General features: G+C 70.1%; 17 protein-coding genes. 11 read left to right on the top strand and 6 right to left on the bottom strand.

The window, feature by feature from the left end; genetic code table 11:
- Window positions 1–80: 80 nt before the first annotated feature.
- Together G6G98_RS07720 and G6G98_RS07715 are read left to right on the top strand one after the other, a co-directional pair.
- The gene (locus tag G6G98_RS07720; RefSeq protein ID WP_164232800.1) at window positions 81–3,551 is read left to right on the top strand and encodes a TM0106 family RecB-like putative nuclease; all 3,471 of its coding nucleotides are present in this window, start codon (window positions 81–83) and stop codon (window positions 3,549–3,551) included.
- A 10-nt stretch (window positions 3,552–3,561) separates the two neighbouring features.
- Window positions 3,562–4,329: a hypothetical protein gene (locus tag G6G98_RS07715; RefSeq protein ID WP_164232802.1), complete on the top strand. Its 768-nt coding sequence runs from the start codon at window positions 3,562–3,564 to the stop codon at window positions 4,327–4,329.
- Between the two features lie 85 nt (window positions 4,330–4,414).
- On the opposite strand, the gene upp is transcribed toward G6G98_RS07715, so the two are convergent.
- Window positions 4,415–5,047 (bottom strand): uracil phosphoribosyltransferase, encoded by a 633-nt coding sequence (gene upp / locus G6G98_RS07710; protein ID WP_067348981.1) that lies wholly within the window; start codon window positions 5,045–5,047, stop codon window positions 4,415–4,417.
- 66 nt (window positions 5,048–5,113) lie between these two features.
- Here upp and tadA point away from each other — a divergent pair, with 66 nt between their 5' ends.
- Window positions 5,114–5,569, top strand: a complete 456-nt coding sequence (gene tadA, locus G6G98_RS07705) for a tRNA adenosine(34) deaminase TadA (protein WP_164232804.1) — start codon at window positions 5,114–5,116, stop codon at window positions 5,567–5,569.
- A gap of 45 nt (window positions 5,570–5,614) precedes the next feature.
- Here the strand turns inward: tadA and G6G98_RS07700 are convergent, their stop codons facing one another.
- The gene (locus G6G98_RS07700) at window positions 5,615–5,956 is read right to left on the bottom strand and encodes a hypothetical protein (protein WP_164232806.1); all 342 of its coding nucleotides are present in this window, start codon (window positions 5,954–5,956) and stop codon (window positions 5,615–5,617) included.
- Between the two features lie 58 nt (window positions 5,957–6,014).
- Here G6G98_RS07700 and proC point away from each other — a divergent pair, with 58 nt between their 5' ends.
- Window positions 6,015–6,854 carry a pyrroline-5-carboxylate reductase gene (gene proC, locus G6G98_RS07695; protein ID WP_164232808.1) on the top strand — a complete coding sequence of 280 codons (840 nt, stop codon included), beginning with the start codon at window positions 6,015–6,017 and terminating at the stop codon, window positions 6,852–6,854.
- Between the two features lie 4 nt (window positions 6,855–6,858).
- On the top strand, window positions 6,859–7,146 hold the full coding sequence (locus G6G98_RS07690; RefSeq protein ID WP_164232811.1) for a DUF1905 domain-containing protein: 288 nt from the start codon (window positions 6,859–6,861) through the stop codon (window positions 7,144–7,146).
- A gap of 16 nt (window positions 7,147–7,162) precedes the next feature.
- Here G6G98_RS07690 and G6G98_RS07685 read toward each other — a convergent pair whose 3' ends face one another.
- Together G6G98_RS07685 and G6G98_RS07680 are read right to left on the bottom strand one after the other, a co-directional pair.
- Window positions 7,163–7,834, bottom strand: a complete 672-nt coding sequence (locus G6G98_RS07685; protein WP_067349000.1) for a potassium channel family protein — start codon at window positions 7,832–7,834, stop codon at window positions 7,163–7,165.
- Window positions 7,827–9,257, bottom strand: a complete 1,431-nt coding sequence (locus G6G98_RS07680) for a TrkH family potassium uptake protein (RefSeq protein WP_164232813.1) — start codon at window positions 9,255–9,257, stop codon at window positions 7,827–7,829. Before G6G98_RS07680 ends, G6G98_RS07685 begins: the two co-directional genes overlap by 8 nt.
- 100 nt (window positions 9,258–9,357) lie before the next feature.
- Here G6G98_RS07680 and G6G98_RS07675 point away from each other — a divergent pair, with 100 nt between their 5' ends.
- Window positions 9,358–9,774, top strand: coding sequence for an ArsR/SmtB family transcription factor (locus G6G98_RS07675; protein ID WP_067353348.1), 417 nt, complete (start codon window positions 9,358–9,360; stop codon window positions 9,772–9,774).
- A gap of 22 nt (window positions 9,775–9,796) precedes the next feature.
- Here the strand turns inward: G6G98_RS07675 and G6G98_RS07670 are convergent, their stop codons facing one another.
- Both G6G98_RS07670 and G6G98_RS07665 read right to left on the bottom strand, forming a co-directional pair.
- The gene (locus G6G98_RS07670; RefSeq protein WP_067349007.1) at window positions 9,797–10,615 is read right to left on the bottom strand and encodes an ABC transporter permease; all 819 of its coding nucleotides are present in this window, start codon (window positions 10,613–10,615) and stop codon (window positions 9,797–9,799) included.
- The gene (locus G6G98_RS07665) at window positions 10,612–11,490 is read right to left on the bottom strand and encodes an ATP-binding cassette domain-containing protein (protein WP_067349012.1); all 879 of its coding nucleotides are present in this window, start codon (window positions 11,488–11,490) and stop codon (window positions 10,612–10,614) included. Before G6G98_RS07665 ends, G6G98_RS07670 begins: the two co-directional genes overlap by 4 nt.
- 111 nt (window positions 11,491–11,601) lie before the next feature.
- Here G6G98_RS07665 and G6G98_RS07660 point away from each other — a divergent pair, with 111 nt between their 5' ends.
- The 5 genes from G6G98_RS07660 to G6G98_RS07640 all read left to right on the top strand — a co-directional run bounded on the left by G6G98_RS07660 (window position 11,602) and on the right by G6G98_RS07640 (window position 14,484).
- Window positions 11,602–12,534 carry a TetR/AcrR family transcriptional regulator gene (locus tag G6G98_RS07660; protein ID WP_067349016.1) on the top strand — a complete coding sequence of 311 codons (933 nt, stop codon included), beginning with the start codon at window positions 11,602–11,604 and terminating at the stop codon, window positions 12,532–12,534.
- A 39-nt stretch (window positions 12,535–12,573) separates the two neighbouring features.
- Window positions 12,574–13,500: a cyclase family protein gene (locus G6G98_RS07655; protein ID WP_067349020.1), complete on the top strand. Its 927-nt coding sequence runs from the start codon at window positions 12,574–12,576 to the stop codon at window positions 13,498–13,500.
- Window positions 13,501–13,575: 75 nt separating this feature from the next.
- A complete protein-coding gene (locus tag G6G98_RS07650; protein ID WP_067349024.1) occupies window positions 13,576–13,767 on the top strand; it encodes a helix-turn-helix domain-containing protein in 192 nt (63 codons plus the stop codon).
- An 18-nt stretch (window positions 13,768–13,785) separates the two neighbouring features.
- Window positions 13,786–14,271, top strand: a complete 486-nt coding sequence (locus G6G98_RS07645) for a hypothetical protein (protein WP_067349028.1) — start codon at window positions 13,786–13,788, stop codon at window positions 14,269–14,271.
- A gap of 114 nt (window positions 14,272–14,385) precedes the next feature.
- On the top strand, window positions 14,386–14,484 hold the full coding sequence (locus G6G98_RS07640) for a 30S ribosomal protein bS22 (RefSeq protein ID WP_003792170.1): 99 nt from the start codon (window positions 14,386–14,388) through the stop codon (window positions 14,482–14,484).
- The last annotated feature ends 30 nt before the right edge of the window (window positions 14,485–14,514 follow it).

The following is a 14,514-nucleotide window of genomic DNA, read 5'->3' as shown; positions in this document are numbered from 1 at the left end:
GACGCCTCGGCACGCTGACGGCGGCGGATCGTGTCGGATGCCGCGGCTAGTGTCGAAGCATCCGAGAGAACGGGAGCATCGTGCGGATCGACACTCAGGCGCAGCGCGTCATCTGGAGCGCCAGCGACCTCAAGGCCGCAGCCGAGTGCGAGTTCGCGTGGTGCCGGGCGATCGACGCCAAGCTCGGCCGGGTCCCGGCTGTCGAGGAGCCGGAGGACGCGACGCTCAAGCGCGCCGCCGAGCTCGGCGACGTGCACGAGCAGAACGTGCTCGCCCGCTATGTCGCCGACCTCGGCGAGCAGGCCGTGCACCGCATCGCCAAGGTCGCCTCGAGCGACGCCGCGGCGCTCGCCGCCGTCGTCGCCGAGACCGAGGAGGCGCTCCGCTCCGACGCGCGGGTCGTCTTCCAGGCGGCGTTCGCGACCGACGAGTTCGTCGGCTTCGCCGACTTCCTCCGTCGGGACGGCGACGGCCGGTGGCGCGTCGAGGACTCCAAGCTCGCCCGCAGGGCGAAGGTCACCGCGCTCATGCAGCTCGCGGCATATGTCGATCAGCTCGACCGGCTCGGAGTTCCGCGCTCCGACGAGGTCGACCTCATCCTCGGCGACGGCAGCCGCAGCACGCACAGCGTCGACGACCTCCTGCCTCTGTTCCACGTGCGTCGCGCCCGGCTGCGCGCCCTGATCGCCGACCGGCGCATCGACGAGGGCGCCGCCGGCGCCGCTCTGGCGTGGGGCGATGACCGTGGGGACCTCGAGGTCGTCGCCTGCGGCCGGTGCGCGACCTGCGAGGAGCAGGTGGTCGCGCACCGCGATCTGCTCATGGTCGCGCGGATGCGCCCGGTGCAGCGCGCCCGGCTCCGCGGCGCCGGCATCGAGACGATCGACGCGCTGGCGACGGCATCAGCCGCACCCGAGGGCATGAATCCCGACACCTTCGAGACGCTGCGCGCGCAGGCGCGGCTGCAGCTGCGGGCGGATGCCGAGGGCGCCCCGACCTACGATGTGCACTACGCGGCCGCGATCCACACCCTGCCGGTGCCGAGCCACGGCGACATCTTCTTCGACTTCGAGGGCGATCCGCTGTACACGGAGCCCGCACCGGACGGCGAGGCGCACTGGGGCCTCGACTACCTGTTCGGCTGGGTGGACAACGCCGATCAGTACACGGCGCTGTGGGCGCACGACTTCGCCGCAGAGCGCGAGGCGTTCGAGACCTTCCTCGATTTCGTGAAGGTGCGCAGGGCCGCGCATCCCGGCATGCACATCTACCACTACGCGCCCTACGAGACGTCGCATCTTGTGGCGATGGCCGCCCGGCACGGCATCCGCGAGGGCGAGGTCGACCGGCTGCTCCGCGAGGGGGTCTTCGTGGATCTCTATCCGCTCGTGCTGCGCACCGTCCGCGTCGGGTCGCGGTCGTACTCGATCAAGAAGCTCGAGCCGCTGTACATGGGCGAGGACGTCCGCACCAGCGACGTGCAGAAGGGCGACGATTCGATCGTGCAGTACGTCGCGGCGCGTGAGCTCGCCGCCGCGGGGGAGCAGGCCGAGGCGGATGCGGTGCTCGCCGACCTCGCCGACTACAACCGCTACGACTGCGTGTCCACGCGCCGGCTGCGCAACTGGCTCATCGACATCGCCCGCCGCGAGGGCGTGAATCCGGCGCCGCCGGATGAGGCGGATGACGTGATCTACGAGCCGTCCCCGCGATCGGTCGCGTTGCTCGCCGACGCCGAGCGAGCCGTCGAGGCCGGCGGCGACGGGCAGGTGCACCGCATCGCGGCCGCAGCGATCGACTACTTCCCGCGGGAGGCGAAGAGCTTCTGGGTCTCCCACTTCCAGCGGCTGCGCGAACCCGTGACCATGTGGGAGGGCACGCGTGACGTCGTGCGCGTCGACCGTCTCGCCTCGGAGGTCCGCCGTCACTGGAGCATCGGCGAGGGCCGCCGCGTGATGTCGCGCGACATCGAGATCCGCGGGGAGGTGTCTCCGGGCACCACGCTCGGCGAAGGCGCGCAGCCGTTCGCGCTGTACGAGGTGCCGGCGCCGTTCGACACCGATGCTCCGTCCCGGGCCGTGCACGTCCCGCACACCGTGACGATCGCCGCGGTCCTCGACGACGGCTATCTCGTGACGGAGACCGCGATCCAGGGGCAGACGTGGGACGAGCTGCCGCTCGCGCTCACGCCGGCGGCTCCGCCGCGGGTGGTGTCCCTGCAGGGAGCGATCGACGAATGGGCGGATGCCGTGCACGCCGCCGCGCCCGGCTTCCCGGCGGATGCCGCCACCGACATCCTCCGACGGCTCCCGCCGCGCACGCTGTCCGGCGAGTCGCTGCCTCCGAAGGGCGACGACACGATCGAGGCCATCGTGCGCGCCGTGCTGGACCTCGACCGCAGTTACGTCGCGGTGCAGGGCCCGCCCGGCACCGGGAAGACGTACACCGGCTCGCGCGTGATCGCGCGGCTGGTGGGCGAGCACGGCTTCAAGGTCGGCGTGGTCGCCCAGTCGCACGCGATCATCGAGACCCTTCTCGAGCGCGTGGTGGCCGACGGCGTGCCGGCCGCGCAGGTCGCGAAGGCGCCGAAGGACGGCGGGGCCGAGCCGTCGTACACCGTGATCCCGAAGAACGGGATGGCGTCGTTCCTCGCCGAGCACCGCGACGAAGGGGTCGTCGTGGGCGGCACCGCGTGGGACTTCAGCAACACCCAGCGGGTGGAGCGCGGAGGGCTCGACCTGCTGGTCATCGACGAGGCCGGGCAGTTCTCCCTCGCCTCGACGATCGCGGTCGCCGCCGGAGCGAAGAACCTGCTGCTGCTCGGCGACCCGCAGCAGCTCCCGCAGGTCAGCCAGGGCGCGCATCCCGAACCGGTGGACACCTCGGCCCTGGGCTGGGTGATGGACGGCGACGCCGTGGTCCGGCCGGAGTACGGGTACTTCCTGGAGCGCTCGTGGCGGATGCATCCGTTCGTCGCCGCGCCCGTCTCCCGCCTCGCCTACGCGGGGCAGCTGGCGTCGGCTCCCGGTGCGGAGCGCCGTTCGGTCGAGGGCATCGCCCCCGGGCTGCACGTGGTTCCCCTCCGGCACCGCGGCAACGCCACCCAGTCGCCCGAGGAGGCGGCCGAGGTGGTGCGCATCGTGAGCGACCTCGTCGGCCGCGCCTTCACGGACTGCGACGATCCGGCGACCGTCAGGCCGATGGTGCAGAGCGACATCATCGTCGTCACCCCCTACAACGCTCAGCGCCAGCTCGTCCGCGATGCGCTCGCCTCGGCCGGGTTCCCCGACGTGCCGGTGGGCACGGTCGACAACTTCCAGGGCAAGGAGGCGGTCGTCTCAATCACCTCCCTCGCGGCCTCCAGCGGCCGGGACGCCCCGCGCGGACCCGAGTTCCTGCTGCTGCAGAACCGGCTGAACGTCGCGATCTCCCGCGCGCAGGTCGCGGCGTACCTGATCCACTCGCCGGCACTGCTGGATGACTTGCCGCACACCCCCGAGGGCGTCATCAGGCTCAGCGCGTTCGCGCGGCTCGTCGGCGCGGCGAGCTGAGGAGCAACCGATGCACACGACCGAAGACATCCTGCGCGCATCCGCGGCGTGGGTCTGGTTTCCGCGTGACAGCGCGCAGGAGAAGTCCGACCTGCAGCTCGTCCGCTATCCGGCGCGCTTCGGCGGGGGAGTGCGCGGATCCCAGGTGGACTCGACGGCGGATGCCGCGGCGGTGCTCGACCGGGCGGTGGAGCGCACGAAGGCGTGGAGCGAGACGCGGCTCACGATCTGGACCAGCGGCTCCGACCGGCCCGATCTCGAGGACGAGCTGCGACGGCGCGGCGCGGAGCACTTCGACACGGTCGCCGTGCTCGCGCTCCCGCTCGAGGACGCACGGATCGAGGTGCCGGAGGGCGTGACGGCCGAGGTCGTGCGAACGCTCGCGCAGGTGCGCGAGGTGGACTCCGTGAACGTCCCCGTCTGGGAGCAGCAGCCCCTCGACGAGGAGGGGCTGCGCGCGGAGCTGGCGGAGATCCAGACCGCGCTGGCCGCGGGCGCCGGGTTCCGCGTGCTCGGCCGGCTGGACGGGCGAGCGGTCAGCACCGGCGGCTGCACCGTCGTCGACGGCTTCACCCGGCTGTGGGGCGCGGCGACGCTGGAGGCCGCTCGCGGCCGCGGGGCGTACCGGACCGTGCTCGCCGAGCGCCTGCGTGTCAGCGCGGAGCTCGGCGCGCGCACCGCGCTCGTGAAGGGACGCGTCTCCACATCGGCTCCGATCCTGGAGAGAGCCGGATTCAGGCACTTCGGCGACGAGCGCGGCTATCGCCTGACGGTCTGACGCGGAAGCCCGTCGCGTGGTGCGACGCCGGGTCGGAGCATCCGCCGGTGCCCTCGTGGCCGGCAGGCGGATGCCGAAGCGAAGCTCAGACGGTGCCGTACAGCCGGTCGCCGGCGTCGCCGAGACCGGGCACGATGTAGCCCTTCTCGTTGAGGCGCTCGTCGAGCGCGCCCAGCACGAGGGTCACGTCGCGGTCGCCGGCCATGGCCTCGATCGCGGCGACGCCCTCGGGGGTCCCGAGCAGGCAGATGGCGGTGACGTCCTTCGCACCGCGGTCGAACAGGAACTGGATCGCCGCGGCCAGCGAGCCGCCGGTCGCCAGCATCGGGTCGATCGCGAAGCACTGCCGGTCGCTGAGGTCGTCGGGGAGGCGCTCGGCGTAGGTCGTGGGCTCGAAGGTCTCCTCGTCGCGGACCATGCCGAGGAATCCGACCTCTGCGGTCGGGAGGAGCTTGACGAGGCCCTCGAGCATGCCGAGGCCGGCGCGCAGGATCGGCACCACGATCGGACGAGGCTCGGAGATCTTCACGCCCATCGTCTTCGTCACCGGGGTGGTGATCTCGATGGGGCTGACCTTGACGTTGCGCGTCGCCTCGTAGGCGAGCAGCGTCACGAGCTCCTCGGTCAGCTGACGGAACACCGGCGAGGGGGTGCGCTCGTCGCGCAGCACCGAGAGCTTGTGGGTGATGAGGGGGTGGTCGGCGACGTGAACACGCATGGATACAGGCTAGTGCGCCGACCGTCTCGGCACGACATCGGATGCCGGGGCCTCTAGGCTCGATCCATGACCGCTGCCGATGACCTCGCGATGCGGCGTGCGCTCGCCCTCGCCGCCGAAGCGGCGGCGGCGGACGAGATCCCCGTGGGGGCGGTCGTCCTCGACCCTGAGGGCCGGATCGTGGCTGAGGGTCGCAACCACCGCGAGGAGACCCACGACCCGACGGGTCACGCCGAGGTCGCCGCCCTGCGCCGCGCCGCGGCATCCGCCGGTTCCTGGAACCTCGAGGGGCACACGCTCGTGGTCACCCTCGAGCCGTGCGTCATGTGCGCGGGGGCGATCCTGCAGGCGCGCATCGGACGCGTCGTCTTCGGCGCCTGGGACGACAAGGCGGGTGCCGCCGGCTCCATGTACGACGTGCTGCGCGATCGCCGCCTGCCCTACCGGGCCGAGGTCGTCGGCGGGATCCAGGCGGATGCCGCGACGGCGCTGCTGCGCGACTTCTTCGAGAAGCGCCGCTGACATCGGCGGGATGGCGCTGACGTCAGCCCCTCCGCGGCCGCCGGTTCAGTCCGCGGACTTGAGGACGAAGACGTCGGTCGACGGCGTCGGGTCCATCGAGGGACGGTAGATGTCCGGTTCGACGTAGAGCGCCTGCACGCGGGGGACGGCGCCGCGGATGCTCTCCTTGACCGCTGCGATGTCCTCCGCGGCCTCGACGAGCGTGCGGTCGGCGGCGAGGGCGACGCGGGCCGCGACGAAGAGGTCCTCGGGGCTGAGGTGGACGGCGCGCAGGTGCACGATCTTCTCGACCGCGGCGACCGAGTCGATCGCGGTCGTGATGCGATCGAGGATCGCCCTGCTCGCGCTCTCTCCGGGGACGCCCGCGCTGGCACCTGTTGCACTCATGCTCCGAGTCTAGATCGGTTCACCGAAGACCGCTGGCGGTCCGCCGTAGGATGACGACATGGCTGACTCTCTCCCCTCCCTCGCATTCCTCGGTGCCGGTTCGATGGGCGGAGCGATCCTCCGCGGCGTCGTCGCCTCCGGGATCTCCGTCGACGGAGGGATCACGGCGACCAATCGCTCCGCGGGCAGCGCCGAGAGCCTCGCCGGCCTTCCCGGGGTCACCAGCATCGCTCTCGAGCAGCAGCCGGACGGCAACCTGGAAGCAGCGGCATCCGCGGGCATCGTGCTCGTCGGCGTCAAGCCCGGGATGGTCCCCGATCTGCTCCGTGAGATCGCTCCTCGCCTCGCCCCCGAGACGATCGTCGTCAGCCTTGCAGCCGGCGTGACGATCGCGACCTTCGCCGAGGCGCTCGGCTCCGAGGCCCGCGTCATCCGCTCGATGCCGAACACTCCGGCCACGGTCGGCAAGGCCGTCACCGGGCTCGCCGCGGGACCTGGGGCCACTCCGGACGATCTCGCCGTCGTCCGGCGCCTCTTTGAGACCGTCGGCGCGGTGATCGAGGTCCCCGAATCGCAGATCGACGCCCTGTCCACCATCTCCGGTTCCGGCCCGGCCTACGTGTACCTCCTCATCGAGGAGTTCACGAAGGCGGCGATCGGCATGGGATTCGCGGAGGCCGACGCGCGCCTCATGGTGGAGCAGACCTTCATCGGCGCGACCGCGCTGCTGGGCGCCTCGGGGGAGGACCCGGCGGAGCTGCGCCGCCGTGTCACCAGCCCGAAGGGCACCACGGAACGTGCCATCGCGGTGCTGCAGGACGCCCACCTGGAGCGGACGTTCGCGGATGCCGCCGCTGCCGCCCTCGCCCGCGCCTGGGAGCTCGCGGCCGGAGCATGAGGGCATGCGTCTGAGCTTCTCCGGTGAGATCTGGTACTGGCGCGGACCCGCGCCGTTCCATTTCGTCACGGTGCCGCCGGCCGAGAGCGAGTTGATCGGAGGGGTGTCCTCGATCGTCACCTACGGCTGGGGCATGATCCCGGCATCCGTCACGGTCGGGGAGACGACGGTCACGACGTCCCTGTGGCCGAAGGACGGCGGCTACATCGTGCCGATCAAGAAAGCCCTGCAGGATCGCGAGGGTATCGGCGTCGGAGACGTCGTCGAGGTCGCCCTCGACATCGGCGCCTGAAGCTCCGCCTGCGGCGTCAGCGGTCGAGGGCGGCGAAGCGCTCGATGTCGCTGTTCGTGCCGGAGACGATGATGAGGTCGTGGTTCGTGACGATGGTCGTCGCCTCGGCATAGCGGAACGGCTTGCCCGGGCTCTTCACCCCGACGACGGTGACGTTGTACTTCGAGCGGACGCCGGACTCGTTCAGGCCGACGCCGCGGATGAACTTCGGGGGGTACATCTTCGCCAGCACGAAGTCGTCGTCGAAGCGGATGAAGTCCAGCATCCGCCCTGAGACGAGGTGTGCGACGCGCTCGCCGGCCTCGCGCTCGGGGTAGATGACGTGGTTGGCGCCGACGCGGGCGAGGATCTTGCCGTGCGACTGCGAGACGGCCTTCGCCCAGATCTGCGGGACCTTGAGGTCGACGAGGTTCGCGGTGATGAGCACCGACGCCTCGATCGACGAGCCGACCGCGACGACGGCGACCTGGAAGTCCTGGGCGCCGATCTGCTGCAGCGCCTCGATGTTCTTCGCGTCGGCCTGCACGGTGTGGGTGACGCGATCCGACCACTTCTGCACGAGCTCGAGGTTGTCGTCGATCGCGAGGACCTCGCGGTCGAGGCGGTCGAGCTCACCCGCGCACGCGGCGCCGAAGCGGCCGAGGCCGATGACGAGGACGGGAGCGTCGCCCCGGAGGACTTCAACCAACGATCGGCCTTTCCACGGGCAGTGAGTAATACTGCGATCGGGAGGTCGCGGCGACTGCCGCGGCGAGAGTCACTGTACCAACGCGCCCCATGAAGATCGTCAGGGCCATCACGTAGCTGGCGGAGTCGGGGAGCTCCCCGGTGAGGCCGGTGGAGAGGCCCACGGTCGCGAAGGCCGAGATCACGTCGAAGAGGACGAAGCTGATGTCGGCCTTGGTGATCTGGGCGATGATGATCGTCGACAGCGCCACGATCGTCGCGCCCCAGGCGACGACGCTGAGCGCCACGCGCTGCACGTCGCTGGGGATGCGGCGGCCGAAGACCTCGACCGAGCTGCGTCCCTTCGCCTCCGACCACACGGCGATGGCGAGCACGGCGAGCGTGGTCACCTTGATGCCGCCGGCCGTCGAGGCCGAGCCGCCGCCGACGAACATGAGCATGCACGCGGCCAGGAGAGAGGAGCCGTTGAGGTCGGCCATGTCGATGACGTTGAACCCGCCCGAGCGCGTCATCGCAGACAGGAAGAAGGCCTGGAACGTGGTGTCCCACGCGTCCATCGAGCCGAAGGTCTTCGGGTTCAGGTACTCGAGGATGATGAACACCCCGGCGCCGATCACGAACAGGAGGACAGTCGTGACGAGCGTGAGCTTGGTGTGCAGCGACCACTTCTTCACATGCCAGACGTGCTTCGCGAGCGTGAAGATCACCGGGAAGCCGATGCTGCCGAGGAAGACGCTGATCATCAGGAGGGTGAGCACGAGGTAGTCATCGGCGAAGACCGCGACGCCGCCGACGTTCGGCGTGAATCCGGTGTTCGTGAACGACATCGCCGCGTAGTACGGCGCCTCCCACAGAGCCACAAGAGGGTCGATGCCGGCCATGACGAGGGCGGGGTACAGGAGCACAGTGATGGCGCCCTCGATCACGAGGGTCGACAGTGCGACGGTCGTGAGGAGCTGTCCGACCTCGCCGAGACGGACCGTCTGGCTCTCGTTGACGGGGCCGCCGTGCGCCCGCAGGGGGTTCGTGTCTCCCGCCGCCATGAGCTTGGCGCGCAGACCGAGACGCTTCGAGATCACCATGCCCATGAGGGAGGCGAGGGTGAGCACGCCCATCGCCCCGATGTTCACGCCGATGAAGATCACCACGTTGCCGAACGGCGACCAGTGGGTGGCCATGTCGACGGTCGTCAGGCCCGTGACGCAGATCGTCGACATCGCGGTGAACAGCGCATCCGACAGCGGGGTCACCTCTCCGGATGCCGACGCTATCGGCAGCGACAGGAGAACGGTGAAGACGAGGATGAGCAGCGCGAAGACGACGATCGCGAAGCGCGACGGCGAGGAGGTGACGATGTGCTTCAGTCCGTTGCCGAAGCCCTGGAGCCGCTGCCGAGGGGACGACGCCGAAACGATGCCCGACATCGCGTCCTCCTCAGTTACTCCACCACGAGTGGTGGCGGCCGGCGCCGTTCGCCGAGCCTTCGTCATGGTACTCCGTGCCGGGGACGACTACCCTGATCTCATGACGGACATCTTCGACGTGATCGCAGACGGTACGAGGCGCGACATCCTCCAGCTCCTCCTGCGGCGCACCTCGGAAGGTGAGACCGGCACCAGCGTGAGCCACATCGTGGCCGACCTCGGCATCAGCCAGCCGACCGTCTCGAAGCACCTCAAGGTGCTGCGCGACGCCGAGCTCGTCACCGTCCGGGAAGACGGACAGCGCCGCTTCTACAGCCTCGCCGTCGCGCCGCTCGAAGCCGTGGACGACTGGCTGGTCCCGTTCCTCGTCGACGCCTACGGCGACGAGGCGCCGGACATCGACTACCCCGGTCAGCCCCTGCCGGACGGCGCCGCGCACGCGGCCGAGGTCGTCGGCCGCGCCGCGGCATCCGCCAAGCACGTCGTCGCCACCGCGCTCAAGCGCCTCGGCGCCTGATCTGGAGCGCCCGGCCTCCGCCTCAGCGGCGCCCCGACTTCCGCCGGAACAGCCAGGACCCCCAGCCGACGGCGATCGCCAGGATCACGAGGCACCAGCCGACCGCCCACCACGGCTCAGACTCCAGGGAAGCATCGGTCAGCAGGCCGCGGATCGTGTCGACCACCGGGGTGATCGGCTGGTTGCGCGCGATCGGCTGAAGCCACCCCGGCATGCTCGCGACGGGGACGAAGGCGCTGGAGAGGTAGGGAAGGAACAGCAGCGCGAAACCGTAGCCGTTCGCACTCTCCGGGCTGCCCGCCGCCAGCCCGATCGCGGCGAACAGATAGGTGATCGCGAGGATGTACAGCGCGATGAGGGCGGCCACCCCTATCCAGTCCGTGAGGCTCGCCTCGGGGCGGAATCCGACGAGCACGCCCACGCCGATCACGATCGCGGTCGCGACGAGGTTGCGCAGCAGGCTCGCGACGACGTGACCGGTGAGCACGGCGCTCGCCCGCAGCGGCATGGTGCGGAAGCGATCGATGATGCCGGTGCGCATGTCGTCTGCGACGTAGACCGCGGTCGACGAGGCACCGAAGCCGGCGCAGATGAGGATGATCCCGGGGACGACGTAGTCGACGTAGGCGCCGGAAGGGTCGATGGCCCCGCCGAACACCCAGGTGAACAGGAGCATGAGGATCACGGGCAGCAGGATCGCCATGAGCAGCGATTCGCCGTCGCGCAGCGAATGCCGCATGCTCCGCGCCACGAAGACGGACTCGGCTGTCAGCCCGCGCACGGCGGAGCGGGACGGGAGGCCGGATGCCACGGCAGGCGCGGCGGCGGATACGACGTTCATGCGTGCTCCTTCAGGGGACGGGCGGTGACGGCGAGGAAGACGTCCTCGAGGCTGGGGCGGCGGAGGGAGACGACGCCGTCGAGGCCCTCCTCGTCGAGTCGGTCGAGCGCTCGCCGCAGCTGGGCGACCCCGCCATCGGTGGGGATCTCGCGGAGCAGCTCGCCCTGCCGGTCGTGCAGTTCGACCGTGTCCCCGCCGATGCGCGCCTTGAGCTCGGCCGCGGTGCCGAGGGCGGCGACGCGGCCATCGTGGAGAACCGCGATACGGTCGGCGAGCTGATCCGCCTCCTCGAGGTACTGAGTCGTGAGGAAGACCGTCGTGCCGGCGGCGGCGACCGCGCGGATGAGCTCCCACAGCTCCCGGCGGCTCCGCGTGTCGAGGCCGGTCGTCGGCTCGTCGAGGAAGAGCACCTCGGGAGTCGCGACGAAGCTGAGCGCGAGGTCGAGTCGCCGGCGCATGCCGCCGGAGAAGGTGCGGACCGCACGGCCTGCGGCATCCGCGAGGTCGAACGCCGCGATGAGCGCGGTGGCGCGCTCTCGTGCTGCCGTGCGGCCGAGTCCTGCGAGCCTCGCGAACATCACCACGTTCTCGGTGGCGGTGAGCGCGTCGTCCACGGCGGCGGACTGACCCGTGAGGCTGATCCGCTGCTGGACCTCGCTGCGCTGCGTCACGACGTCGAAGCCGGCCACGCGGGCCGTGCCGGCGTCCGGGACGATGAGCGTGGTCAGGATGCTGATGGTCGTCGTCTTGCCGGCGCCGTTGGGTCCGAGCAGCGCGAAGACCTCGCCGCGCGCCACCTCGAAGTCGAGGCCGTCGACCACGGCCTTCCCTCCGAAGGACTTGCGCAGCCCGGTCACGTCGATGGCCGTGTTCATCTTTCCGTCCTCTCCTCGTCTTCTGTGTACGTGGAAAACTGTGTATCAGCCACGCAACTGTGTATGACGGTAACACACTGTTTACGAAATAAACAGAAGTAGGATGGCGGAATGACCGACAACGAACCTCCGGAGCTGCCGCGGGGGATCGCACTGGCCTGGGGCGTCGCCGCCAACCCGCAGCGCGGGCCCAAACGCGAGATGAGCGTCGAGAAGATCGTCGAGGCGGCTGTCGAGCTTGCGGACGCCGAAGGCCTCGGCGCCGTGTCGATGGCGGCGGTGGCCGCGAAGCTCGGGTTCACGCCGATGTCGCTGTACCGGTACGTCACAGCGAAGGACGATCTGCTGCTGCTCATGCAGGAGGAGGCCACCGGGATTCCTCCTGAGGACCATCGGGAGGCGGAGGGGTGGCTCGAGCGGCTGCGCGCCCTCTTCGAGGCTCAGGTTCGCGTCTACCTGAGGCACCCGTGGATCCTCTCGCTCCCGATCACCGGCTCCCCGATCACTCCGAACAGCTCCGCCTGGCTCGATGCTGCGCTCGCGAGCCTCGAGCCGACGCCGCTCACCGCAGAAGAGCGCCTCGCGGTCGCGCTCGCAGTCACGGGGCACGCACGGTGGTACGGGATGGTGCTCGCCGGGTATGCCGAGCAGGGGCGCTCGAGCGGTCTCTCACCTGAGGAGGTCACGGCGATGGAGGCATCCCTCTTCGACCGGGTCATCACCGTCGATGAGTTCCCAGCGCTGCGGCGAGCGATCGATGAAGGCGTGTTCCTGTCCGCCGCCGATCCTTTCCGGTTCGGGGTGGATCGCGTGCTCGACGGCGTCGAGAGCTACATCGCCGGCCTCGAGCGCGGGGAGCCCCACGTCAGCAGGCAGGAGTGGGTGGTCGTCGACCCGGCGGAGCTCTCGGGGGACAAGCGTCTCCGGGAGGCGCAGAAGGCCGTCCGCGAGGCGGAGAAGGCGCTGCGCGACGCGCGCAGGAACGAGCGACAGGCCCTCCGTGACGCGCGGGAGAGGGTGGCCAAGGCGCAGAAGCCGAGCTGAGCCAGATCGTGGACCGGCGCGCTTTGCCATGATGTGGACATGACGACGGCATCCCCGCAGCACCGCGCCCACTTCGATTTCACGATCTCGTTCGCCAACGGCGGCGACATGAGCGGACGGGGATTCCGGCTCGACCTCCCGCGGCCGGACCTGTCGGCCGATGAGGTCGGCCTCCTTCTGATCAGGCACCTCGGCCTTGCGCTGGTGTCCGATGTGGAGCTGCGGGGCCTGCGCATCGTCGAGGAGGCGCATCGGGGGAGCCGCGGTGTCGAGACGCCCGCCGGCGAGGCTGATCGCGTGATCGATCTGAGCCATCCGATCGAGGCGGGCCTGGTCACCTATCCGGGACTTCCGGCTCCGATGATCGTGCCGCACCTCACCCGCGAGGACTCGCGGGCCCGGTACGCCCCGGGGACGGAGTTCGCGATGGACGTGATCACCATGATCGGCAACACCGGCACGTATCTGGATGCGCCCTATCACCGCTACGCGGACGGCGGTGACCTGGCGTCCCTCGACCTCTCCACCCTGGTCGGCCTCCGCGCCGAGGTCTTCCACCTGCGCGACTCCTGGAGCGCCGAACGGCGCGGCATCGGCGCGGCCGTCCTGGCAGACCGGGAGCTCGCCGGCTCCGCCGTGCTCCTCGACACCGGCTGGAGTCGTCACTTCGGAACGCCCGGGTACGCGCACGGCGCTCCCTTCCTCACCGCGGAAGGAGCGCGCTTCCTCGTCTCCGAGGGGGTGCGGCTGGTCGGGATCGACTCCCTGAACATCGACGACACCGAGAGCGGCGGAGAGCGCCCGGCGCACAGCATCCTGCTCGCGGCCGGCATCCACGTCGTCGAGCACCTGACGAATCTCGACGCCGTCCCCGCCCGCGGTGCACGCTTCACGGCGGCGCCGCCGGCTGTGCGCGGATTCGGGACGTTCCCGGTGCGGGCGTTCGCGACAACCTCGTCTCAGTGATCACACGAGCCACACGGGTTTACACGTGTCCCACGTTGCCCCTAGAGTGTGCACATCGAGAAAGGGGTACGTGGGATGCCCGAGGTTCCTGATGTCCGGTTCCTGACGGTGGCTGAAGTCGCCGAGATCATGCGTGTGTCGAAGATGACCGTCTACCGGCTCGTGCACTCCGGCGAGCTGCCCGCGATCCGCTTCGGCCGCAGCTTCCGCGTCCCCGAGTCCGCCGTCGCCGACGCTCTCAAGCGCCCCATCGCCGACGCGGGCTGAACGGGGAGAGGGGGCGCCGTGGATCTCAACACCTTCTACGCGCTGTTCTCCGCGACATGCTTCACGCTCACCGGCCTGTGGTGGAACGTCGTGCGCGCCCGCACGGACTGGACCTCCGACCCGGCGGTGCGCCGGACCATCGGCGGCATCTACCTCTCCTTCCTGCTTCCCGCGCTGATGGGGCTGTTCGCGCAGGTGGGTGGGACCGAGAACCCCTTCGTGTGGCGCGCCTCCTTCGTCGTGATCGCGATCGTCGGCGGCATCTCGATGCTGCGGCTGGTCTCGCAGGCCCGCGGCGACGGCACGCACCGCGCCGTTCGCTGGACGCAGGCGGGGACCGTGGTCGTCTACGCCGCGATCGCCGTGATGGGCGTCGCACCGCAGCTCGCGACGCCGCTCGGCATCAAGCCGATCCAGGTCGAGGCGCTGCTCCTCATCGTGCTGATCGCCCTCGGGCACGCCCTGGTCTGGCGCTTCATGGTGGCCGACGGCGACGGGGAATGACGCCGTGCGGGGCAGCCGTCACGGTTTGCTAGACTGATCCGAGGCATTTTTCCGTGCCCGTACCCGGGTGTCCGTCACCGTGCGACGCCCAGCCCCTGACTTAGTGAGGTTTCCGTGGGTTCTGTCATCAAGAAGCGCCGCAAGCGCATGGCGAAGAAGAAGCACCGCAAGCTGCTTCGCAAGACTCGCCACCAGCGCCGCAACAAGAAGTAAGCGGCCGGACACCGAGCGCCTGTCTTCGGA

It is taken from the genome of Microbacterium hydrocarbonoxydans (genome assembly GCF_011752045.1).
Classification (GTDB): domain Bacteria; phylum Actinomycetota; class Actinomycetes; order Actinomycetales; family Microbacteriaceae; genus Microbacterium.
This window is presented reverse-complemented; position numbering and strand designations above follow the sequence as displayed.